General features: G+C 44.7%; 19 protein-coding genes. 11 read left to right on the forward strand and 8 right to left on the reverse strand.

The window, feature by feature from the left end; translation table 11 throughout:
* A complete protein-coding gene (locus KIH87_RS14750) occupies positions 1-705 on the forward strand; it encodes a methyltransferase family protein (protein ID WP_232358616.1) in 705 nt (234 codons plus the stop codon).
* Between the two features lie 193 nt (positions 706-898).
* Here KIH87_RS14750 and recA read toward each other — a convergent pair whose 3' ends face one another.
* From recA to mobA, 4 genes are all read right to left on the reverse strand, one after another.
* Positions 899-1948, reverse strand: coding sequence for a recombinase RecA (gene recA, locus KIH87_RS14755; RefSeq protein ID WP_232358617.1), 1050 nt, complete (start codon positions 1946-1948; stop codon positions 899-901).
* Positions 1949-2285: 337 nt separating this feature from the next.
* Positions 2286-3029, reverse strand: a complete 744-nt coding sequence (locus KIH87_RS14760) for a sugar nucleotide-binding protein (protein ID WP_232358618.1) — start codon at positions 3027-3029, stop codon at positions 2286-2288.
* On the reverse strand, positions 3029-3514 hold the full coding sequence (gene pncC / locus KIH87_RS14765; RefSeq protein WP_232358619.1) for a nicotinamide-nucleotide amidase: 486 nt from the start codon (positions 3512-3514) through the stop codon (positions 3029-3031). Before pncC ends, KIH87_RS14760 begins: the two co-directional genes overlap by 1 nt.
* A 95-nt stretch (positions 3515-3609) precedes the next feature.
* Positions 3610-4161, reverse strand: a complete 552-nt coding sequence (gene mobA / locus KIH87_RS14770) for a molybdenum cofactor guanylyltransferase (RefSeq protein ID WP_232358620.1) — start codon at positions 4159-4161, stop codon at positions 3610-3612.
* Positions 4162-4930: 769 nt separating this feature from the next.
* Here mobA and mutS point away from each other — a divergent pair.
* Positions 4931-7528, forward strand: a complete 2598-nt coding sequence (gene mutS, locus KIH87_RS14775) for a DNA mismatch repair protein MutS (protein WP_232358621.1) — start codon at positions 4931-4933, stop codon at positions 7526-7528.
* A 53-nt stretch (positions 7529-7581) separates the two neighbouring features.
* Here mutS and KIH87_RS14780 read toward each other — a convergent pair whose 3' ends face one another.
* Complete coding sequence (locus KIH87_RS14780; RefSeq protein ID WP_232358622.1) at positions 7582-7986, reverse strand: response regulator; 405 nt, start codon at positions 7984-7986, stop codon at positions 7582-7584.
* 303 nt (positions 7987-8289) lie between these two features.
* On the opposite strand from KIH87_RS14780, the gene KIH87_RS14785 reads away from it, so the two are divergent.
* The 9 genes from KIH87_RS14785 to KIH87_RS14825 all read left to right on the forward strand — a co-directional run bounded on the left by KIH87_RS14785 (position 8290) and on the right by KIH87_RS14825 (position 21436).
* The gene (locus KIH87_RS14785; RefSeq protein WP_232358623.1) at positions 8290-9921 is read left to right on the forward strand and encodes a CTP synthase; all 1632 of its coding nucleotides are present in this window, start codon (positions 8290-8292) and stop codon (positions 9919-9921) included.
* Between the two features lie 128 nt (positions 9922-10049).
* Positions 10050-11342: a phosphopyruvate hydratase gene (gene eno, locus KIH87_RS14790; RefSeq protein WP_232358624.1), complete on the forward strand. Its 1293-nt coding sequence runs from the start codon at positions 10050-10052 to the stop codon at positions 11340-11342.
* 102 nt (positions 11343-11444) lie between these two features.
* Entirely contained in the window at positions 11445-12137 is a 693-nt protein-coding gene (locus tag KIH87_RS14795) for a hypothetical protein (RefSeq protein WP_232358625.1), read from the forward strand.
* Positions 12138-12272: 135 nt separating this feature from the next.
* Complete coding sequence (locus tag KIH87_RS14800; protein ID WP_232358626.1) at positions 12273-14960, forward strand: tetratricopeptide repeat protein; 2688 nt, start codon at positions 12273-12275, stop codon at positions 14958-14960.
* Positions 14961-15397: 437 nt separating this feature from the next.
* Positions 15398-16954, forward strand: a complete 1557-nt coding sequence (gene leuA / locus KIH87_RS14805; protein ID WP_232358627.1) for a 2-isopropylmalate synthase — start codon at positions 15398-15400, stop codon at positions 16952-16954.
* Positions 16955-18061 carry a 3-isopropylmalate dehydrogenase gene (gene leuB / locus KIH87_RS14810; protein WP_232358628.1) on the forward strand — a complete coding sequence of 369 codons (1107 nt, stop codon included), beginning with the start codon at positions 16955-16957 and terminating at the stop codon, positions 18059-18061.
* A gap of 2 nt (positions 18062-18063) precedes the next feature.
* Positions 18064-19467, forward strand: coding sequence for a 3-isopropylmalate dehydratase large subunit (leuC, locus tag KIH87_RS14815; RefSeq protein ID WP_232358629.1), 1404 nt, complete (start codon positions 18064-18066; stop codon positions 19465-19467).
* Positions 19468-19474: 7 nt separating this feature from the next.
* Complete coding sequence (gene leuD, locus KIH87_RS14820) at positions 19475-20092, forward strand: 3-isopropylmalate dehydratase small subunit (RefSeq protein WP_232358630.1); 618 nt, start codon at positions 19475-19477, stop codon at positions 20090-20092.
* A gap of 114 nt (positions 20093-20206) precedes the next feature.
* Positions 20207-21436, forward strand: coding sequence for an HD-GYP domain-containing protein (locus KIH87_RS14825; RefSeq protein WP_232358631.1), 1230 nt, complete (start codon positions 20207-20209; stop codon positions 21434-21436).
* Positions 21437-21513: 77 nt separating this feature from the next.
* Here KIH87_RS14825 and KIH87_RS14830 read toward each other — a convergent pair whose 3' ends face one another.
* The 3 genes from KIH87_RS14830 to KIH87_RS14840 are packed head-to-tail and all read right to left on the reverse strand — an operon-like array spanning position 21514 to position 24306.
* Positions 21514-22212, reverse strand: a complete 699-nt coding sequence (locus KIH87_RS14830) for a hypothetical protein (RefSeq protein ID WP_232358632.1) — start codon at positions 22210-22212, stop codon at positions 21514-21516.
* A 38-nt stretch (positions 22213-22250) separates the two neighbouring features.
* Positions 22251-23402, reverse strand: coding sequence for a general secretion pathway protein GspB (locus KIH87_RS14835; protein ID WP_232358633.1), 1152 nt, complete (start codon positions 23400-23402; stop codon positions 22251-22253).
* Entirely contained in the window at positions 23395-24306 is a 912-nt protein-coding gene (locus KIH87_RS14840) for an ExeA family protein (RefSeq protein ID WP_232358634.1), read from the reverse strand. The genes KIH87_RS14835 and KIH87_RS14840 overlap by 8 nt, the downstream gene beginning before the upstream one ends.
* Between the last annotated feature and the right edge of the window lie 253 nt (positions 24307-24559).

Raw genomic sequence — 24559 nt, forward strand, 5'->3', positions numbered from 1 at the left:
GTGTCCCAAGTAACGAGCAAAGCAGTATCCCCACTTCAGTGGTTCAGACTGGTTATGGTGTACACCATAATCCCTCTTGTTTTATTTATCTGTGGAGGTGAGCTCGGTTGGTGGCAAGCATGGTTATATTCCTTGCTACTCATTATTTCAGGCATTGGCGGACGGATATGGGCTGAACAAAAGCATCCAGGGTTAACAGCCGAAAGGCAAAATTCAGAAAATATCCGAAACGCAAAACCTTGGGACAAAATACTTGCTCCACTGATGGCAATCAGTATCAGTTTTCCGATGGTGATTGTAGCAGGCTTAGATCATCGTTTTGGCTGGTCAGCCGACTTTCCACTATGGATAAACTTGATAGGATTCATATTGATATCCGCAGGATATGCTTTTGGCACTTGGGCCTTGATTGAAAACCGCTTTTTCTCCAGCGTAGTCCGCATTCAGATAGATCGAGGCCATAAGGTATGCAGCAGTGGCCCATACCAATTTGTTCGACACCCAGGTTATGCCGGTGTCGTCTTGGCTTCATTCGGTATTGTGCTCGCAATGGGATCGATGTGGTCACTCCTTCCTGCTGTAGTCGCATCAATCATCGCGTTGATTAGAACCGCACTTGAAGATCAGACTCTACAAAAAGAATTACCGGGCTATCAAGAATATGCTCAACGCGTGCGTTATCGGTTAATTCCGGGAATATATTAAAAAACAGGCGGCATACAAGCAGGGTTAAGCTCTAGCCCTTAACTAATTCCCTCGGACTTCCAAACAAAATAAAAACGCGAGCAACATATCGTGTCGCTCGCGTTTTGCCTGTACTTAAAAAATCCCACCTCGAAGCATGTGAGTGATTCGGTATCTAAGAGGTGGGAAAGGGGTGCACGTCCGAGGAGGTGCGCTACGCTAAAGGTTGCTCTTCAACTTCGTCTTTAAGTCCACTTTTAGCTTCTTCTTTCACTGTTTTCAGAAGCAACAAGTCACGAAGTTGAGATTCAATTTTTTGAGCCAATTCAACATTATCTTTCAAATACTTAACCGCATTGGCTTTACCCTGCCCAATACGTTCGCCGTTACAGCTATACCAAGCACCAGCTTTTTCTACAAATTTGTGCTGCACACCCAAATCAATTAATTCAGCTTCTTTGGAAATGCCTTCACCATACATGATTTGGAAATCGGCTTGCTTAAATGGTGGTGCCACTTTGTTCTTAACCACTTTCACTCGAGTTTCGTTTCCTACCACTTCATCACCGTCTTTAATCGCGCCCACTCGGCGGATATCCAAACGAACAGAAGCATAGAATTTCAAAGCGTTACCACCCGTTGTGGTTTCAGGGTTACCAAACATCACACCAATCTTCATACGGATCTGGTTAATGAAGATACACAGGGTGTTGGAGCGTTTGATATTCGCTGTCAATTTACGCAATGCCTGAGACATCAAACGCGCTTGCAAACCAACGTGAGAGTCACCCATCTCACCTTCAATTTCCGCTTTTGGTGTTAAAGCTGCTACCGAGTCAACAATAACCACATCAACCGCACCCGAACGAACCAGCATGTCACAGATTTCCAGCGCTTGTTCACCAGTGTCAGGTTGAGACACCAATAATTCGTCAACATTCACGCCAAGCTTTTTAGCGTAGACAGGATCCAACGCATGTTCGGCATCAACGAAGGCACAGGTTTTCCCAACCTTCTGAGCTTCTGCGATAACCTGCAAGGTGAGTGTTGTTTTACCAGAGGATTCAGGGCCGTATATTTCAACGACACGACCACAAGGCAATCCGCCGATACCCAATGCGATATCAATACTCAATGAGCCGGTGGAAATAGAATCAATGTCCATTGCCTGGTTGTCGCCCAATCGCATGATAGTTCCTTTACCAAACTGCTTTTCAATTTGCCCAAGTGCGGCAGAAAGCGCGCGAGATTTGTTATCATCCATTGTTGAATCCTCTTGTTTTTGTATTCAACTTTCCGATTGGAAAGCCAAATGAATTTTTTAGCGTAAACGGGTTATTAATGCGTTTTTATGTTGTGCATTTATCTTGTGTTTTAGAGCAACGAAACTCACTCATGTTTTATTACCTGTTCGTTGCAACACTATTTCTTTACAGCAGCTTCATTCTTACCAATCCGGATACCCCCAAAGCACTCACATAAAATCAACATAAAATTGCAGTAAGATGCTCTCAGTGTTATGGTTGGTTTCGAATCAGCTTTCAATGTTGAAGGAGTATACTGTATATCCATACAGTTACAATACTGGTTATAAAAGTTTTTTATAACCTATTGGAAATACAAGGAATTTTTACCCTTGTTTCGAGTAATCGCTGATCCTGACACTCTCCCTCTACAGGTAATATCAACCACCCCTTCCCTTGACGATTACGAATCCGATGCACAATGTCGTTAAAACTCATTCTGGCTTCGGCATTGCTGTCAATATGATAAATACGTTCCTCTTTTTGCTCTAGCAAAGTCCATAATATCTGGCAGGTATCATCCATAAATGAACAGGCCGGGATCCAGTTCACGTTAGCATGAATAGCTTTATTACCTTCTGCCATACCCTGTAAGGCAAAATACATGTTATTACCCGGCTGATGCCAATCAATTTGCCAGCCTAATCGACAAATCAATGCGTTAGGATTTACCTCTAAAACGCGTTGCTCACAGAGTATTTTTCCATGCCCGTATTCATCTTGAGCACTGCATTGAGAAGTAACCGTAAATGGCCCTTTGCTGTTCGCATCAAACACCATGGCTGTGCTGGTAAATAGGAACTGCATACCTCTGACATAGCAAATATGCGCCAGAAAACCTGCCCATTCGGGAGTGCCAACAGCAAAATGACATACCAATTCAGGCTTTACACTATCTATAAACTGAGAACAAGCTTCGTAATTTGATGGGTCAATATGATCACGATTCCAGACAATAACCCGATATCCTTGAGCTACAAGAACAGAGGCAAATCTTGGCGCTAAAGTGCCATTCATCCCGGTAATAACGGCACAACGCACTACAAAGCTTCCAAACAATACTGTAAAGCAAATTCAATGGTTTGAGCCCGCACAGAATGGCGGTCGCCTTCAAAGCGTTTGACTTGAGCTGAGACATTTCCATCCACATAACGTCCAAACCACACTGTGCCAACGGGCTTATCTGGCGTTCCTCCGGTTGGTCCCGCAACACCACTAACGGCAACCGCCATTTGCGCATTGGCTTGCTTTGCCGCACCTTGTGCCATTTGCTTCACAACCAGTTCCGACACAGCGCCATGCTCGATCAGTGCTTGCTCACTCACACCTACAAGCTCTTTTTTGGCCTCATTGCTATAAGTAATAAAACCTCGCTGGAACCATTCTGAACTGCCAGAAATACTGGTAATAGCATAACCTATACCGCCACCTGTGCAGGATTCAGCACAACTGATACTCCAACCTTTTTGCAATAGCTGCTTGCCAAGTTCTTCGGCAAGGTCAATTACCGTTTTGTTTAACGTCATAATGGTTGCTCAAACTCAATCGGAAAATGAGCCGTATTATGCATTCCAGACTTTTTGATAGGAAAGAAATTCAGTAAGAAATTATAGATGGCCGATTATTTAGAAGCTTGAGAGGTAAAATCAGCCCATTGGGAAGGCGTATTCACATTCATCATCAAGGATTCGTCAGGACAAGGTAATTCCAAGCGAGGAACGGCTTGAAACAAGCCACGAATTTTCTTATTTTCATCGGATGACAGCACCGATTCCAAATAAGCAACAACATCGTCATGGTAACGGATAAACAAAGGAAGTGGATGATGACGAAAATAACTCACTAAGACCTTTGGATCATCAGGGATAAGCGACACCAAAAGCTCACAGGTTAATAAAGGCATATCAACTGGCACTACCAGAAGATCATGTTGAACATGTAATAGCGCGGCATGGATCCCACCCAAAGGCCCGGAATCAGGGTAAACATCAGGAATACCGTTTAAGCCAGAATCACCGCTAATCAGAACTTGCTGAACTCCAACCTGTGATAGCAATGCCTTGCTCCGCTGTAACAATGTAATGCCATCAATCAACAACATCGCTTTATTCATTCCCATTCGGGAAGAACGTCCTCCAGCTAATACCAGGCCGAAAAAAGCCGCATTATTCATTATCAATTCTGAAGCCATTGCGAAGACAATTAATACCTGAAGGATACTGCTGAAATGAGTGTAAGAACAAGATAGAAAAAAGCCCACTAAACGATGAAGGGCAATCATCACTACATACCTGTTCCAAACTATCAGTCACCTGTAGAGAATTAGGAGCAAACCCTCAGCCGCAAGGAAGCGGCTGTGGAGCCTACATGGAAGTATCCACGGCGAGTTTGCGATAAATCTCTATGGGTGACTGACAATTAAACACAGCTATTTAGCGGGCCAAATATGACTTAAACTTTAAAGAGTCTATATCATGCAGTATAACTAAATGAGTTTTGGAGAAGTCTCGGTTAGCCAATCGTGTTACGCACTAACAACTGGAACTAACTAACCGGGACAGTCACTCCACTTTTACTACAGCACAATAGATGCCAACTTTAATAAACTATAAAAATCAATATGTTGTATAAATTCTGCATTTTTCATCAAATCGTATCTTCACCGTTTTAGTGCAATGCTGATCCATTTAGGTTCATCGTTTTACTAAAAACTATTGTTCCCTACACACCGACACCTCACCGACTGTATTTAGAGAGAAATTTACGGTGAATTGTTGATGCCGACTTTCCTCAATTAACTATTGCTCATAACACCAGCAAGAAAACCACAGGCATACAATATTGCACTCGACAAGGCTGGGTTCGTTAGGCATGATCCTCGGCCTAATATAAAAGCGCGTTAAGCGTTAATAATCAGTAACAGCAATTTCCCCGCAGGCATAATGAACACAGCGATACAAGACCTCGAACAACACACGCCGATGATGCAGCAATATCTGCGCATCAAAAAAGAACACCCGGACATTCTCCTTTTTTATCGTATGGGAGACTTTTACGAACTGTTCTATGAAGACGCGAAAAAAGCGGCGGAGTTGTTGGAGATATCGCTCACTGCGCGAGGAAAATCCGGCGGTAATGCTATCCCTATGGCGGGGGTTCCCTATCACGCTGTAGACAATTACCTCGGCAAGCTGGTCAAGTTGGGGCAATCGGTAGCCATTTGTGAGCAAATCGGCGATCCGGCGACCAGCAAAGGGCCGGTTGAACGTAAAGTAGTGCGTATTGTCACGCCCGGAACCATTACTGATGAAGCTTTATTGCAAAACAGTATCGACAATTTGCTTGCCGCTGTAGTGGAGAACAAAGGTAGATTTGGCTTCGCGACATTAGACATTACCAGCGGTCGTTTTGAGATCACCGAATTAGCCAGCGAAGCGGAACTGGAAGCGGAACTGGAACGTACTAAACCAGCAGAAATTCTCTATCCTGAAGGCTTTCAATATAGCTATTTGATCGACAAGCTTCCGGGTTTACGTCGTCGCCCTGATTGGGAATTCGACTTCGATACATCATGTACACAGCTCAATAAGCAATTCGGCACCAAAGAATTGAAAGGCTTCGGTATTGATGAAAAAGCCATGGTGCAAGCCATTTGCGCGGCGGGCGCCATGTTGCAATACGTCAAAGACACTCAACGCGCCGCCCTTCCCCATATTCGCCGCATTAGCGCCAATGACGATCAGCAAGTATTGCAGATGGATGCAGCCACTCGTCGCAACCTGGAACTGACCCAGAACCTTGCTGGCGGCACCGACAACACGCTGATTTCTGTTATTGATAAATGCAAAACCTCAATGGGCAGCCGTATGTTAAAACGCTGGTTGCATCAGCCCAGCATTGACCGTTTTGTGCTGACTCAGCGTCAGGAAGCGGTGTCGGCTCTAATGCAAAACGGATATCATGACATACAGGAATTATTGCGTCATGTCGGTGATGTGGAGCGTATATTAGCTCGCTTGGCGTTGCGTAATGCTCGCCCTCGCGATTTCAGCCGATTAAATACGTCGTTAGCTTTATTGCCAGAACTGCAATCTCATCTGGACGTTTTCGACAACAACTACCTGCAAGCCTTAGCCAGCACCATTTCCACTTTCCCGGAACAAGTCGAGCTATTAACACGCGCTATCAGCGACAACCCGCCCGTGGTGATCCGCGATGGCGGGGTTATTAGAGAAGGTTATCACTCTGAGTTGGACGAACTACGTTCCATGGCAGATGGTGCCACCGATTTACTGGCAAAAATCGAAATTCGTGAGCAAGAGCGTACTGGTCTTAGTTCATTGAAAGTCGCCTATAACAAGGTTCACGGCTTCTATATTGAAGTGAGTAAAGGCCAGGCGCATTTGGTGCCTGATGATTACACTCGTCGTCAAACCCTGAAAAACAACGAACGCTATATCATTCCTGAGCTGAAAGTGTACGAAGAAAAGGTACTCAGTAGTCAAAGCCGAGCGTTGGCATTAGAAAAGCAGCTTTACGATGAGTTGTTCGATTTGCTCATGCCACAACTTAACGCCATGCTCGATTGCGCTGCCGCCATTGCCGAACTGGACGTACTAGCGAACTTTGCGGAACGTGCTGAAACACTGGAATATAGTCGCCCCGAGCTAACCGACGACACCGAAATCAGCTTTGCTCGCGGTCGTCATCCTGTGGTTGAACAAAAAACGGCAACGCCTTTTATTGCCAATCCCATCTTGATTGATCACAGCCGTAAAATGCTGATCGTCACCGGCCCCAACATGGGTGGTAAATCCACTTACATGCGTCAAACCGCATTGATTGTGTTACTCGCTTACGTTGGCAGTTTTGTTCCAGCGGAAGAATGTCGTATCGGCAAGGTTGACCGTATATTCACGCGTATTGGCGCGTCTGACGATTTGGCGTCCGGTCGTTCAACCTTCATGGTGGAAATGACCGAAACCGCCAATATTCTTAACAACGCCACCGAGCACAGCCTGGTGTTAATGGACGAAATTGGTCGAGGCACCAGCACTTACGATGGCATGTCGCTCGCGTGGGCCTGTGCCGAATATCTGGTTCATAAGCTCAAGGCTTATTGCTTGTTTGCCACTCACTATTTTGAGCTGACCAAATTGGTGGAACGTCACGACAATTTAGCCAATGTGCATCTCGACGCTATGGAATACGACGGCGGTATTCGCTTTATGCACGCCGTTCAGGAAGGCTCAGCTGATCGCAGTTACGGCTTGCAGGTAGCGCAACTGGCAGGCGTGCCCAACGTGGTCATTAACGCAGCCAAGTTCAAATTAAAAGAACTGGAAGAGCAGTCGGCATCATCTAATACTCAATCCTCTGCCGCAGAAAAAGCCGTTATCAGTTACGCTGAACAGCTTGATTTACTATCAGCCGACCACCCGGCGTTGAAGGCATTGCAAGGTATTAACCCCGATGATCTCACGCCGAAAATGGCACTGGATGAATTGTATCGTCTGGTGAAATTGGCAAAAGACGCTTAGTCGATATCAAATACGGTTCACTGGTGCATGTCTTGCACAGGCATCAGTGAATTTCATTTAAAGCCAGTCGTATCAAAGCCCAACCTCTGCAACAATTCCAAAAAGTTGCTAATCATAATAGGTTTTGCAAGAAAGCCCTTCGCTCCCAAAGATATCGCTTCTCTCACATTTTTTTCCGTACTGTTGGCAGTACACATAATCACTTGAATGTCAGGATAATTTTCACGCACCCAACGCAAAATAGACATGCCATCTGTATCAGGCAACTTAATATCCAGCAACATGACTTGATAATATTTACTCTGCAATTGTTCTTTTGCTTGAACCCCATTACAGACGGTGTCTACACTATCAAATCCAAGTTTCACCAAGAGCATCTTTTGATAAGTGCGAACAGACTCGACATCATCCACAATTAACGCATTTACAGTATTCATTTTGATGCAAGGCAAACTCATGAGTTCCCCCTTTATGGCTCCGTAACAATTAGGTTTAGCACAATCTGGCAAAATTGCTCTGAGGTATTAAAAGTACGTTTACAGACGTATCCACAAACAACAACTAAACTGAGAACTAAAAGCACCGAATAGAGACCAACTAACCAGTTCGCCTCGAACAGGCGTGGAGATTATTACCCAATACGTAATTAGCGCGTCTTTTCGATTGTTTGCGGGCATGCAAATGCGTATACTATAGCGCCATCTGTTCGAGTGCTTTTTCGGCACGAAGTCGTAACAAAATCCAACGTCTTAGGTTTCTCAATGACTAATTACATATTCGTCACAGGTGGTGTTGTTTCATCACTAGGTAAAGGAATTGCTGCTGCATCTTTGGGTGCAATTTTAGAGGCACGAGGCCTCAAAGTTACCATGCTAAAACTCGACCCTTACATTAACGTCGACCCCGGCACAATGAGCCCAATTCAGCATGGTGAAGTGTTTGTTACAGACGATGGTGCAGAAACCGACCTCGACCTGGGTCACTACGAGCGCTTTATTCGCACTCGCATGACCAAGAAGAACAACTTCACAACAGGTCGTGTTTATGAGGACGTTATCAAGAAAGAACGTCGCGGTGATTATCTGGGTGCAACCATTCAGGTTATCCCTCACATTACCAACGAAATTAAACGCCGAGTTCAAGAAGGTGCGGAAGGGACAGACATCGCTATCGTTGAAATCGGTGGCACAGTGGGCGACATTGAATCACAACCTTTCCTTGAAGCCATTCGCCAATTAGGTACAGAAATCGGCCGTCACCGTGCTATGTACATGCACTTAACGTTAGTGCCTTACATGAGCGCTTCAGGTGAAATCAAAACCAAGCCAACCCAGCACTCGGTAAAAGAAATCCGTTCTATCGGTATTCAACCCGATATTCTGGTGTGCCGTTCTGAGAAGCCGTTACCTGCCAACGAACGTGCAAAAATCGCGCTATTTACCAACGTACCAGAAAAAGCCGTTATTTCATTGAAAGATGCCGACAGCATCTACCGTATTCCAGCCATGTTGAAGGCGCAAAATATGGATGAGCTGGTGGTTAATCACTTCGGTATTGAATGTAAGGAAGCCGATTTGGTTGAATGGGAACAGGTGCTATACGCAGAATCCAACCCAAGTGGCGAAGTCACAGTCGGCATGGTCGGCAAATACGTTGAACTACCCGACGCCTATAAATCCGTTAACGAAGCACTGAAACACGCCGGTTTGAAAAACCGCGTTACGGTCAATATCAAATATATTGATTCGCAAGATGTTGAGAGCAAAGGCACACAAATTCTGGATGGACTAGACGCTATTCTGGTGCCTGGAGGCTTTGGTGAGCGTGGTATCGAAGGCAAGATCCTCACAGCTCAATACGCTCGCGAAAATAAAATACCCTACCTGGGCATCTGTTTGGGCATGCAAGTAGCATTAATTGAATTTGCCAGACACGTCGCAAATATGGAAAATGCCAACAGCACCGAGTTTAACCCCAACACGCCATACCCGGTTGTCGGTCTGATTACAGAATGGCAAGACAGCACGGGCAGCGTAGAACAAAGAACGGAAAACTCGGATTTGGGTGGCACTATGCGTTTGGGAAGCCAGCTATGTCATGTACTCCCAGACAGCAAAGCGAGAGAAATGTACGGCTCAGACAGCATTTATGAGCGTCATCGCCACCGCTACGAGGTAAACAACAACCTATTACCACAATTACAAGAAGCAGGTTTAAAAGTGACAGGATTGTCGACTGACCGCAAACTGGTAGAGATCATCGAATTACCTGATCATCCCTGGTTTGTCGCAGGACAATTTCACCCTGAGTTTAACTCTACACCCCGCGACGGGCACCCTCTGTTTGAAGGGTTTATAGCCGCAGCGGTTCAGCACCAAAAAGAGGAACATTAGGCTGACCAAACCATGTTGCCATATCCGCGGCGAACGCAATAACCGCAAGCGATATGGCACAGACATGGTGCATAACAAGTCTGGATCCTTGAAACCTATTTCACATTATTTACGGGGCAGCATTAACAATGTCACAGATTACGAAAATCATTGGTAGAGAAGTACTTGATTCGCGCGGCAATCCAACGGTAGAAGCCGAAGTTTACCTGGATTCCGGCAAATGGGGACGCGCATGTGCGCCATCAGGTGCTTCAACAGGTTCCAGAGAAGCATTGGAATTGCGTGACGGTGATAAAGGCCGCTACATGGGCAAAGGCGTAGAAAAAGCCGTTGCCGCAGTAAACAACGAAATTCAGCAAGCCTTGTTAGGCAAAGACGCCCTGGATCAAGCAGGTATCGACCAAATCATGATCGACCTGGACGGCACTGAAAACAAAGAAAAACTCGGCGCTAACGCCATTTTGGCCGTGTCTCTGGCAGCAGCGAAAGCGGCAGCAGAAGAAAAAGGCGTTCCACTTTATGCTCATATTGCTGATTTGAACGGCACTCCAGGCCAATACAGCATGCCAGTGCCCATGATGAACATCTTGAACGGTGGCGAGCACGCCGACAACAACGTTGATATTCAAGAATTCATGGTGCAGCCAGTTGGCGTATCCAGCTTCAAAGAAGCATTACGCATGGGTGCGGAAATCTTCCACAACCTGAAAAAAGTATTGAATGACAAAGGTTTGAGCACAGCCGTTGGTGACGAAGGCGGTTTCGCACCTAACCTGAGCTCTAATGAAGAAGCCTTGGCTGTTATCGTAGAAGCCGTGAAAAACGCAGGCTACGAAATGGATAAAGACGTCACGCTAGCACTAGACTGCGCAGCGTCTGAATTCTACTCAAACGGCACTTACGACCTGAAAGGCGAAGGCAAACAATTCGATTCAAACGGCTTTGGTGACTACCTGGCAGAACTGAGCAGCAAGTACCCTATCGTTTCTATCGAAGACGGTTTGGACGAAAGCGACTGGGACGGTTGGAGCTACCTGACCAAGAAAATCGGCGACCGCGTTCAATTGGTCGGCGACGACTTGTTCGTCACCAACACCAAAATCCTGAGCCGTGGTATCGAAAATGGCGTGGCTAACTCGATTCTGATCAAATTCAACCAAATCGGTTCTCTAACCGAAACCTTGAACGCCATCAGAATGGCAAAAGAAGCCGGCTACACTGCGGTTATTTCACATCGTAGCGGCGAAACCGAAGACGCCACCATCGCAGATTTGGCAGTAGGCACAGCCGCAGGTCAAATCAAAACCGGTTCACTCTGTCGTTCAGACCGTGTTGCCAAGTACAACCAATTGTTGCGTATTGAAGAGCAATTGGGCGACAAAGTGCAATACGCTGGTCGTAGCGCAATTAAAGGCCAATAGGCAAAATTCACAACGCCGCTATGCTCTGCTTAGGCAGAATGAGCGGCGTTTTTGCCTCTGACTTTTAGTTAGCGCCACATCAAGCCATCCAGAGCTGAGACCATGGTTTCCTCGTCAGGTAAACAGACCACCATTTTCCTTAATGGCGCCTCTCGACAAGCCTCTTATGCAGAGCTATGTAATGCGCTGTACGATAAGTCGATTCTGGAACTGGCAGAACACCCCACCCTCAGCAAAACCGCATTACAACAACGACTAGGCAGCCTCACCTATTACGTGAACCTGGCAGCCGAAAAGCTACTTAACTGCGACACACCGCTAGAATTAGATCTTTACAACGGAAGCTGGCAAGGCGCACAAAGCCTGACTTGTAAAACCGAAAACAGCAATACCGAAACCGCCACCAAATGGCTGCTAAAACACGCCCAACCCGGTTTAGTGGTTCCGGTTTATGTAGAAGAACAGCGCGTTGAATACATCGAGCTCGACGTAGTCGACAAGATCGACCTCGACAACAACAAGTTCAGGCTCAACAAACACGGCTGGTTCACCTTCGACGGAATTCACCTGTCATGCCCCATGACCAACCAAGGCGAATCTGGCGCGACTCACTCACCCATGACCAGCATTCGCGTACTTAAACCCAGCAAAGGTTACCTCACTGCCGCTTGCTGTGGACACTGCTGGAACTTAAAAGGCAAAGCCACCACCCCCCGCAGATTATCCCTGCGACAACTCCTGCTCACGACACAGATCAACTGGAAAACCTACAAGTTACATACTGCTAGAAAGTAGGTTTGGTTAATCATTCAGCTCTCCCCCCTTTTTAGGTAACGCTAATAATTGCAATTATATATATTTCAAATATAATTTGGTTACTTTTAATACCTTTTATAAATTATGAATAGTGTTCTAAGAAGAAAAACAGCAATGCTTCTTCATCAAATTGAAGAGTCATTAGGTGAATTTATATTAAAAAATGGGGATTCTTCCTCACTGAATTTGGAAACACTGGAAAATATTCTTAAAAGGGAAGTGGATAAAGGAAGACGATTCAACAAAGGTTCAATAAAAGACATCGTTGAAGCAACTTATTTAGATGAGATTTTTGGCTTTGCTCTGGACATTACACAAGACACTAGTATAGGGGATTCAATAAATTATATTTATTCTCTATTTCATCACCTTGACATTTATGAAATCAGAAATGCAATTTCCCACCCTAATAGGCAATTTTGGGATTGTTATTGGTATAGAGTAGCAGCTATAGCAAGCGACCCCGTCAATGAAATATTAGGTTTAGAATCAGTTAAACAAACTCTAGTAGCTGCCGAAAACAATTTGATAGTTGACCCACCTGAAGAATGGGTCAATAAAATCATTTGGCAAATTCCCAATAATTTACCACATACATTTGATCATGGACTAACTGGCTTAATTGGACGTAATAAAGAGATAGATGAGTTAAAAAAACATATATCAAATCCAAGAGTTAACACTATAGCCCTAGTTGCTCCAGGAGGTGCTGGAAAAACAGCATTAGCACTTGATCTTTTAGAAAAATTGATTTCAACCCCGAGCTCTTCAAAGTTTATAGATGCTGTCATCTACACAACTATGAAAACTGAAAAATTAACTACAGATGGAGTTGTATCTTTAGATGCAATAGAAACAATTGGTGAACTTCAAGAAGCAATAGTTTCTTCCATAAACATTGTATTTGATGAGTCATTTGAAACATTTGATGAAGCAATAAAGGACATGCAGGATAGAAAAATTCTACTTTGCATAGACAATCTAGAAACCCTTTTGAGAGATACACCACAAGCTTTTGAAGAATTAAATTATACCTTACCGGTTCAGTGGCAAATATTAGTAACGAGTAGAGTTTCTGTATCCAATGCGACAGTTTTAAGTTTAGATACACTGAAACAAAAATCTGCAATCCATTTAGCAAGAACTTATGCATCAAAAAAAGGTTCTCTCGAGCTAAAGGAGGAAATTTACTCTTCACTTATTAAGAGCTGTTACTATAATCCTTTAGCTATCAGGCTGACCATTGATTTATTGATAGCCGGAAAAGATTTACCTACATCAGTTGGTGTTGCAAACAAAGAAATAGCCGAGTTTTCATATAACAATTTGATAGAAACTTTAAGTGAAGATTCAATTGAAATATTGGAAACCATATTTGTTGAAGGTGATTCGAATAGATTATCATTATGTGAATTATTAGATCGCTCTTTAGATGACATTGCAATATCAATATTAGAATTATCTAAAACCAGTTTAGTTAGAAGAAACTCGACAGAACAAGGTGAAACATACAGCCTAAGCGACTCTGTACGAGGCCTACTACTTATTTCACCGAGAAATATAAAAGCAAGAACAAAAATTCAAAATAAAATTCACCAAAGACGAAAATTATCAAATGAAATAGACATCAGAAGAGCTCAAAAAAGCATACCACAATGGCACATTGAATTTGTTCCTAAAAACCTTAAGGAAAACTTCAAAGTCTTCATCTCTAGTATAATAAGACATCTAAATAAAGCTAGACAAAGCATTGAGACTGCGGCGTCACTCTATAGAAAACTAAAAGAAGCAGAATCATTTTACTCTGATGAATACTTATTCCACAAAATTTTTGGAATTGTTTTAGAAACCCTCAAAGACTACAATGCTGCAGAAAATAGTTATAAGAAAGCTGCTAAACTAAACCCTGAAGACCCATCATCCAAGTATCAATTGGCCAGATTATATCATTCCACAAAACGTTATGATGAGGCATTAAATCAATACCAAAATTTAATAGAAATGAAGTGGATTAATGAGCAAAAAGAAAATATTTCATTCGGTAAGTCCATACTAAACGGATATTATTTATCACTATTATTTTCAGGTCAATATACTCGAATAGAGGAGGAAACTAAAGATTGGAAGAAAATGGGGATTTATAGGGGGATAGTGGGAACTTTTAGAGTTAGCAGCCTAAAAAGACAAGCCGAAAACACAAGCGAATCAGATCCACAAACAACAATTAACTTTCTAATACGAGCATCAAAAATTTTAGACGATGTATTTAGAAATGATGGATATGTTCAATTTTCTAATAAGCAGGCCATAAAATTATTCGATGAAATTGAATTTTGCTTTTCAAAATCTGCATATCAAGAATTTAGAGAAGAGGGAAAACTTCTATTGGAATTCATATCCAAACATTTATTTGAAGTTATAAGTGAAGAAAAACAATATGATGTAAAACCACTTATAGAAAAGTTAAGCGATATTGCCATATATGGAAACCCATTTACAGCCGAGGTATGGAAAGATATTTCAAATTCTTCATACTCATACGAAAAAGAAGAGGATGGAGTTCCTATTGGGCTGATTTTAGTAAAAATTTCGAGTAGACCAAGCAGTGCAAGCTATTTATTTGCCAAAGATAAATATGGCACTGATTTCTATCTACATTATGAGCAATTTAAAGATGGAAATTGGAAAGTATGGAGCCAGCTGTCTGTCAACGATAACCTTTTTATTGTAGCAAATCACGATGAAGCAAAAGCAGGAAAAGCCATCCCTGTTAGCGAAATATATTTATTAGATGATCTTTAGCTCTCTTAATTATCTAAATACCGGATAGCGCTTCGCGCTTCCGGTACGACAGAAAAACAAATTCCCTAGCCTCAAAACGCCTCCCCCCTAAATTCCCCCATTTTTAAATCTTCACTTGACCTCAAAAGCAATACGCGGTATCTATAACGCCGTCGTGACATTTCATTTACGACCATTTATTGAAATTTTTATCTCTGGAAATAGCGTTTTTTATGACATTTTTGCTCCTCAACAACCTCTTTCTCATGGCAGCCAAGACTGCACGGGTGGGTTGTATTTGTCATAAAGACACAGCGTAAAAAACGCAACAAGATAAACAACCGAATTTTAAGAACCCGTGCCAAGCACGGGTTTTTTCGTTTTTAGGCCATACTTGTTTTGAATTTTAAATTTGGAATTCTAGATTTTGGCAACCGGAATGAAACATTGGAGTTAACATGTCAAATCAGGTTTTATTGTTTGATACCACCTTGCGCGATGGAGAGCAGGCGTTAGCGGCGAGCTTGACCGTGAAGGAAAAGCTGCAGATCGCCATGGCGCTGGAAAGGTTGGGTGTCGATATTATCGAAGCAGGTTTTCCTGTGTCGTCTCCGGGTGACTTTGAATCGGTACGTACTATTGCCAGCCATATTACTCAGTCTCGCGTATGTGGCTTGGCAAGGGCATTGGAAAAAGACATCGACGCTTGCGGGCAAGCCTTGAGCATCGCTGAACAATTTCGCATTCATACCTTTATTGCCACGTCAGAAATTCACGTTAACGACAAGTTGCGTATGTCGAACGACGACGTGTTAGACATGGCAGTCAAAGCCATTAAGCACGCTCGCAAGTATACCGACGATGTGGAATTTTCCAGTGAAGATGCCGGGCGTACCGATATCGATTTTCTGTGCCGCATTGTGGAAGCCGCTATTAACGCTGGCGCAACTACGATTAACATTCCGGATACCGTAGGTTACACCACGCCAACCGAGTTTGGCGGCATTATCAAAACCCTGTTTAACAGGGTTCCCAATATTGATAAAGCCATTGTGTCGGTGCATTGCCATAACGATTTGGGCTTGGCTGTAGCCAATTCATTAGCCGCGGTTGAGAACGGCGCTCGGCAGATTGAGTGTACAATTAATGGTATTGGCGAACGAGCAGGTAACTGCGCGTTAGAAGAAATCGCCATGATCATGAAAACCCGCGAAGCCTTGTTGGGTTATCACACCAACATCAAAACCACAGAAATTTCTCGGACTTCCAAGCTGGTCAGCCAATTGTGCAACATGCCTGTACAGGCAAACAAAGCCATTGTTGGCGCAAACGCCTTTAGCCACTCTTCCGGCATTCATCAGGACGGTGTATTAAAAGCGCAAAACACCTATGAAATCATGACCCCAGAAAGTGTTGGCATTAACAAAAACAGTTTGAACTTGACCTCACGTTCAGGCCGCCATGTTATCAAACATCGTATGCACGAATTAGGCTACAAGGACAACGATTACGACATGGATCGCCTGTACGCCGACTTTTTGCAGTTGGCAGACAAAAAAGGCCAGGTCTTCGACTATGATTTGGAAGCCTTGGTGTTCTTCGATCAGAACAAACAGGAACAAGCCTTCTACAAATTGCAGTATCTACATGCCAATTCAGGCCACAACATTGTTCCTACCGCCACGGTCACATTGAAAATGGGCGAGATTGAAGCCACCGAAGCCGCCACTGGTGTCGGCCCGGTGGATGCGGCATTCAACGCAATACTAAATGCCAGTGGGTTAACCAATATCGACATTGTAGACTTCAAGCTGGATTCCAAAGGCGAAGGTGCCGATGCTTTGGCACAAGTGAGCCTGATCGCCGAATACAAAGGGCGTAAATTTAATGGTATTGGCTTGGCAACCGACATCGTCGAAGCTGGCGTGAATGCCTTAACTTACGTATTGAACAACACTTACTTGGCTGACCAGATTGATCAGCAGAAACAACAACAGAAGATTGCAGGTATTTAAATGGCAACACATCACTTAGCAGTATTGTCCGGGGACGGCATTGGGCCAGAAATTATGGCCGAAGCGATGAAGGTATTAGCAGCGGTAAGCAATAAATTCGCGCTGGATATTAGCACACAGGAATATGATGTGGGTGGATGCGCCATTGACAATCATGGTCACGCATTACCGGAAGCCACTTTAAAAGGTTGTGAACAAGCTGATGCGATTTTGTTTGGCTCTATCGGCGGCCCCAAATGGGATTCATTGCCATTGGAAGAACGCCCGGAACGTGCTGCGCTGTTAACCTTACGTAGCCACTTTGATTTATTCGGCAACTTGCGCCCCGCCAAAATTTACTCAGGCTTAGAGCATTTATCTCCCTTAAGAGCCGACATCGCCGAGCGTGGGTTCAATACATTAGTAGTGCGCGAACTAACCAGCGGTATTTATTTCGGTGAGCCCAAAGGCATTGAAGGAGAAGGCGAAGCACAATTTGCCTACGACACCATGCGCTATACCCGCCCGGAAATTCGCCGTATTGCCGAAGTGGCTTTTCAGGCTGCAGAAAAACGTAACCACAAAGTGACATCGGTTGATAAAGCCAACGTGTTAAAGTGCAGCCGCTTGTGGCGTGAGATTGTGGAAGAAGTCGCTAAAGGCTATCCCAACGTGGAGCTTGAACACATTTATATCGACAACGCGACCATGCAGTTGATCCGCGATCCGGGACAATTCGACGTTATGCTTTGCTCGAACCTGTTTGGTGACATTTTGTCTGACGAATGCGCCATGATCACAGGCTCAATGGGCTTGCTGCCTTCTGCCAGTATCAATGCATCCGGTTTTGGTATGTACGAACCTGCTGGTGGCTCAGCCCCGGATATTGCGGGCAAAGGCATTGCCAACCCTATCGCGCAAATCCTGTCATTAGCCATGTTGTTGCGTTACAGCTTAAATTTGGAAGAAGCCGCCGACACCATTGAGCAAGCTGTTGCCAAAACCATGGCAGACCGCATTTTCACTGGTGAGTTATTAAGTGCCAATGAAAGACATTTAGCTAAATCTACTCGCGAAGTTGGCGACTACATCGTTAACTGCATCGTCAACAGTACCAAGGAGTCGTAATCATGGGACAAACCCTGTACGAAAAAATCTGGAATGCTCACATCGTCGAACAAATCGGTGATGACACCCTGATTTATATTGATCGTCATTTAATCCATGAAGTGACTTCACCCCAGGCTTTCTCTGGTTTGGACGAAAAAGGCCGTCAAGTGCGTCGCCCTGATAAAACCTTCGCCACCATGGATCACAGTATTTCCACGCGCTCATTGGCGATTGATGCTTGCGGTGCCGACAACGCATTGCAACTTCAAACGCTGGCGGAAAACTGCGCTAAACACAATATCGAGCTGTATCCTGTAGGCCATAAAAAACAAGGTATTATCCACGTTATTGCACCGGAGCAAGGCGTGATTCAACCGGGTATGACGGTTGTTTGTGGTGATTCGCACACCGCAACACACGGGGCTTTTGGTGCTTTAGCCTTTGGTATCGGAACGTCACAGGTTGAGCATGTATTGGCAACGCAAACCTTGAAGCAATCCAAAGCCAAAACCATGCGAGTATCTGTGAACGGCAAGTTGCCAATGGGCATTACCGCCAAAGACATCATTCTCGCCATTATTGGTGAAATTGGTCATGCAGGCGCTACCGGACACGTGATTGAATATGCGGGTTCCGCCATTGAAGCCTTATCAATGGAAGAGCGCATGACCATCTGTAACATGAGTATTGAAGCTGGAGCTAAAGCGGGATTGATTGCCCCCGATGCCACCACCATTGCTTATTTGCAAGGCCGTGAAAAATCGCCTCAAGGTGCTGATTGGGAAGCTGCTGTTGCTTATTGGCAAAACCTGAAAACCGACAACGACGCCACATTCGACAAAGAAGTGGTATTACAAGCGGAAGACATCGAACCGCAAGTTACCTGGGGAACAAACCCAGGGCAAGTGATTGGCATTAACACGCCAGTACCTGCACCAGAAGATTTCTCTGATTCCGTAGAGCAGGAATCCACCAAAAAAGCCTTGCGTTATATGAGCTTAAGCTCAGGTCAGAAGCTGTCTGATATTCCTGTCAGCCATGTTTTCATTGGTTCTTGTACCAACAGCCGTATTGAAGATTTGCGTGCAGCGGCAGACATTGCCAAGCGCGGAAAAGTCGCAGATGGTGTCACCGCCATTGTGGTTCCCGGCTCAGGTCAGGTGAAAGCGCAGGCTGAAGCCGAAGGCTTGGATAGCATCTTCACACAAGCCGGTTTTGAATGGCGCTTGCCGGGTTGCTCTATGTGTTTGGGTATGAATGACGACATTCTACAACCGGGAGACCGCTGTGCCTCCACCAGCAACCGCAACTTCGAAGGTCGTCAGGGGCGCGGAGCCCGCACCCATTTGGTCAGCCCGGCAATGGCAGCAGCAGCAGCCTTAAAAGGCCATTTCGTCGACGTTAGAGCATTCAGTCAGGAGTAAATCAGGCATGTCGAATCAAACCCAAACAGGAATTAAGGAAATCACTGGCACAGCCGTTCCGCTGGATAATGCCAATGTCGATACCGACCAGATTATTCCCAAGCAGTTTCTAACCGCCGTGAGTAAAGTCGGTTTTGGCAAACACTTGTTTCACGACTGGCGTTATCTGGATTTGCACGAACAAGAGCCGAATCCCGACTTCGTACTAAACAAGCCGGAATACGCTGGCGCCAGCATCTTATTGGCAAGAGAGAACTTTGGTTGTGGTTCCAGCCGAGAACACGCCCCGTGGGCATTAACCGATTACGGTTTCAAGGTGGTCATCGCCACCAGCTACGCTGACATTTTTTACGGCAACTGCATGAACAACCAGTTCTTACCCATCCAGTTACCCTCAGCCAGCATGGACGAATTGTTTAACGCCGTCGCAGACGACCCGGCAGTGGAAATTCATATCAACCTGCCACAGCAAACCGTTGTGTGCCAGGGAAAAACCTATGAATTCGATATCGAAGAGCATCATAAACACAACCTGATTAAAGGACTTGATGCCATTGGACAAACCTTGCAAGCAGAGAGTGCAATTACCGAGTACGAGTCGAAAATTCCACACTACCGAGCATAAGACTGCACCCAGCTGACATTTTCAAAATGATCACTGCATTTAAGCATTGCCAATCGCATTTTGATTGGCAATACTTAACCATCTACAGCATTAAAAAGTAGGCATCGCAGACTCATGGCAGAAGGAAATTTTAAGCACGTTCTTATTGACGATTTAGTACCAGGTATGTTCGTTAACCAAGTGCTGAAACAGTCCGGACAACTGCGTATTAAAAGCAAAGGATTAGTGAAGAACTGGGATGTGATCGATTCACTAAAAGGCCGAGGTATACAGGAAGTTGAAGTAGATTTGTCACGCAGTATTCAGAAAGAAATAGACAAGCACAGCAACAAGGCCACCGAACAAGAAGTCCCCCAGGAAAACCACTATATTCCGCCCGAGAAAACCGAAGGCGAAGCCCTCAACGACGCACAAAAACTGTATGACAAAGCCAAACTGGCTCACAGCCGTTTCCTGAAGAAAGTACAAGCGGGTGATCTTGGCAATTTACAAGCCTTGAAAGACACCAGTCAGGAGCTTGTTGACTCACTCTTTGAAAACAGTAACGCCATTATGTGCCTTACTTTAATCAAGGAAGATAACGAATATCTGCTGCAACATTCTCTCAACAATGCCATTTTGATGGGGATGTTTGCCAAACATCTGGGCTTTGACAAAGAACTGATTGAAGAACTCAGTCTTGCTGGATTGCTCATGGATACGGGTATGGCGACCATGCCAGACGACATTCATAACAAGTCTCAAAAGCTTTCAAACAGCGAATGGAACATTGTTAAAACCCACGTTGATATCGGCATTGAAATGATTGAACAAAGTGTTGGCGAAGGCGGTGAAATCTCAGAGACAGTCCTGAGCACCATCGCCAACCATCATGAAAGGCTCGACGGTTCAGGCTACCCCGTAGGCAAAAAAGGCGAGAACATATCCACCTACGGACGTATGGCCGCCATTGTCGATACTTACGATGCGCTCACCAGCAACCGTCCTTACCGTAAAGCCCTGCCACCGACTACTGCGCTGAAAAAGCTGCTTGCGGACGATTCTGGCAAGCTGGATCAGTCGCTGGTGCAACAGTTCATTAAATGCGTAGGTGTACATCCCGTTGGCTCTTTAGTGAAACTGAAAAGTGACAAGCTGGGCATTATCATCAAAGCCAATCATATCGAGCCATTGAAGCCGGTTATCATGACCTTCTACAGTATTAAGTCCGGCAACCATACCGAATTGAAACGATTGGATTTATCCAAGGTGAAAGACGACATTGTCACCAGTGTGCGCCCTGAGGAATTCCGAATAAACCTGACCAAGTTCTTCCGAGAGATATTCCTGGCGAATATGAAATAGCGGTTGTGGCTGGCGGATAAATGTAAACAGGCTAGTTAAACCATCAGGTCAAAACAGATAGCCTGGAGCAGATATCGTTATATCTTCACCAAAGTATCGCCATCTTCAACATAGGTCGCAAAACCGTATTTGTTTTTCATGGCTTCCTGAATCGCAGGGGCATATAGGCTTTTTTGCTTGTCGGTCATAAATTCCGCTAACAATACGGTTTTGAACACCATTACCTTTTGCTCAGTCTCTGGTGTGATCACAAACACTTTGTCGGGAAATACTACGTAAACGGTTTGCCCGGTTTGCAGTTTCGCCTGCTCGTATTTGCTATATAACAGCACCACACCAACAGAATGAGCTACCAATGCCAGAGCTTGCTTCAAGCCTGGTAAATTAGCGCGCTGAATTAAACGAATAAAGAAATGACTGTGAAACATGATGTCGGTTGCCAAATCAATTTTCAGCAATTCTTCCAGATCATGTTTCAGCAGCTTTTTAGAATCGATCGTGCTCTTTTGCACCATCATTAATTTGCCAACCCCTTCCTCTTCAAAAGCAGAAGGTTCCAGATAAAAGAAAGTGTGGCAGTAATGCCAGGGGTGACGGCTGGGCTTTTTATATTCAAACAGAGTGACATCTTCATGTGCGGCGCGAAACTGTTCCAAAAAGGTGAGTACCTGTTTTTTGGAATCAAACTGATGTGGCAATTTGTAAAACGCATTCACTTCGGCTCTGGCCTTACGCAGATCTCGAAGAAAATACGCTTTAGCTTCACTTTCCTGCACTCTGTTTCTCTCTACTTTTTTAACTAATCGCTGTTACTTTACCACTCAGATAAAGCTTGCATGCTGAATTCATGCCCCTGAAAACTCAGAATAACATGCTGGGGTTCAATGCGTTCAATACGCAGTTGTCCATCAACCCAGTCACCTTCCCCCAGCTCAATATCATTGACCTTCACCCACCGGTCGGCCGGTTCCGACGCATACATATGAGCAGAGAATGACATTCTCGGCAATGATGACAAAATCCAGCCGGGCATTTGATCAACTCTTGGCACATCGGGCGATACTACCTGATTTAGAGGCTTTTGCTGTTCCGCAGGTTCACCACTTTGCTCTTGTTGCTCCAAATCCGCCATCGCTTTTTGAAACTTCTGTAATAACTCTGGCGAGACATCACCATTTTGCAAAGTCGAATCTACCGATAAAGCTTCACCTTGCTCATTCACAACCAAGCCATTATCTTCCGGCGGTGTTCCCAATATCAGAGGTTTTTCAGCTTCATTATTAACAGGAGTTTGCTGTTCACCTGTTGCGGTATTGCTTACTACTGTGTCCACCGACTGAGTGATTTCTTGAGGAGTGGTTTCAGTAACTTGATTGGGAGTATTCTCAGTAGAAGTTTGTGCACCTAACTTATCTGATGTTTCGGGGGCTGAAGATAAGTCTGTACTTGCCAACTCTTTAGCCTCTGATTTTTCAGCTACTGATTCATTTTTCACAACCGTTTGAGTATCGCCAGCATTCATCCACTGCGAAGCACCAAAACCGATGCCAAAGCCAACAATAATCGTCGCTAAAGCCATTGCGCCCTGTTTCAGATATAACTGCCATGAGTCTGGAATTTCCTGAGCGGTTGGCAAAAACAGGCTTCGGTTAAACTGCTCAGCAAGCTGCGAATCTTGCATGCTTCCTGTATTAGAGCCTTTATCCTGTACGGCTCTACTTGACGTATTGGACTGTAACAAAAACTGCGTCTGAGACTGACGTTGAACAGATTCTTCCCCAGCCAATTCCACAGTTTGAGCTGGATCGATTTCCAACTGCAACACGCCCATTTCCCGTAATCCCTGTACCATAGCGTCACTGCTCACCAAGCCAGACTTGCGAATTCGCACTGGGCCATTTTGTTCCGTGATCTGAATGATCACCATGCCCGGCTTCAATGCATCAATAGAAATACGCTCAGACATACCAACTCCCTGTCATAAAACCCAACAATACCGAAGCGACAAATAATCCAGACAAGATAACCGGCCAGACTTTTGAGCGTCGTTGAGCGACCACATCCTCACCCAATATTTGAGCCGCCGCAGCAAGAAAAACATGAGGTTTTACCACCAGCATTTGCTTGCTGGCCGTTAAGGTTAATGCTCGGTCACATAATAGATTGATAACGCGAGGAATGCCGCCAGTAATGCGATGAACAGTTTTCAGGGTCGCTTCACTAAAGATATTACGATTGCCATTCGCCACTTGCAGTCGGTGCGCCACGTACTCTTTCACTTCCGGGGCGGTTAGCGGTAGCAAGTGATAACGCGCCGTAATGCGCTGGGCTAATTGGCGTAATTCATTGCGTTTTAATAACTGCTGCAATTCGGGTTGCCCAATCAATACCACCTTAAGCAATTTTTCCCGATTGGTTTCCAGATTGGTCAATAAACGCAATTGCTCAAGAACTTCGGGCATTAAATGCTGAGCTTCATCAACGATGAGAACGGTATTGATACCCGCCTGATGGTTCTTGGTGAGTTTGCCAAGGATTTTGTCGGTGAAATACTTTAAACTGGCATCTTGCTGACGATAGTCAATATTCAACTCATCACAAATGGTCGCCAACAACTCCATTGCCGACAGGGTCGGGTTCAGGATCATGGCAACCTGGGTATTCTCCGGCAATTCTTGCAATAATTTCCGCGACACCGTGGTTTTCCCGGTACCAACCTCTCCGGTCAACATCACGAACCCGCCACTTTCCTTTAAACCAAAGGTGAGATGTGCCAAAGCCTCCCGATGTCTCGGACTCATATATAAATAATCTGGATTCGGAGCGATTGAAAACGGATTATCCTTTAAACCAAAATAGTTGAGATACATAACTCATTCATTTTCTTTAAAAAGCGGCACATAAGCTAACGACTTCCATCAGGCAAGTCAAAGCTTGTAATGCTGCCTTGCGGCTGTTCGCGCAATTATAACTTGGTTCAGGCATAATAGGCTGAATATATCCTTACTACATAACTGTTCCAAATAATCAGTCACCGACAGAAAGTTGGGAGCAGACCCTCAGCCGCAAGGATGCGGCTGTGGAGCCTCAAGGGATTGATTTACAGCGAGTCTGCGACCAATT

Origin of the sequence: Paraneptunicella aestuarii (assembly GCF_019900845.1) — a bacterium.
GTDB classification, from domain to species: domain Bacteria; phylum Pseudomonadota; class Gammaproteobacteria; order Enterobacterales; family Alteromonadaceae; genus Paraneptunicella; species Paraneptunicella aestuarii.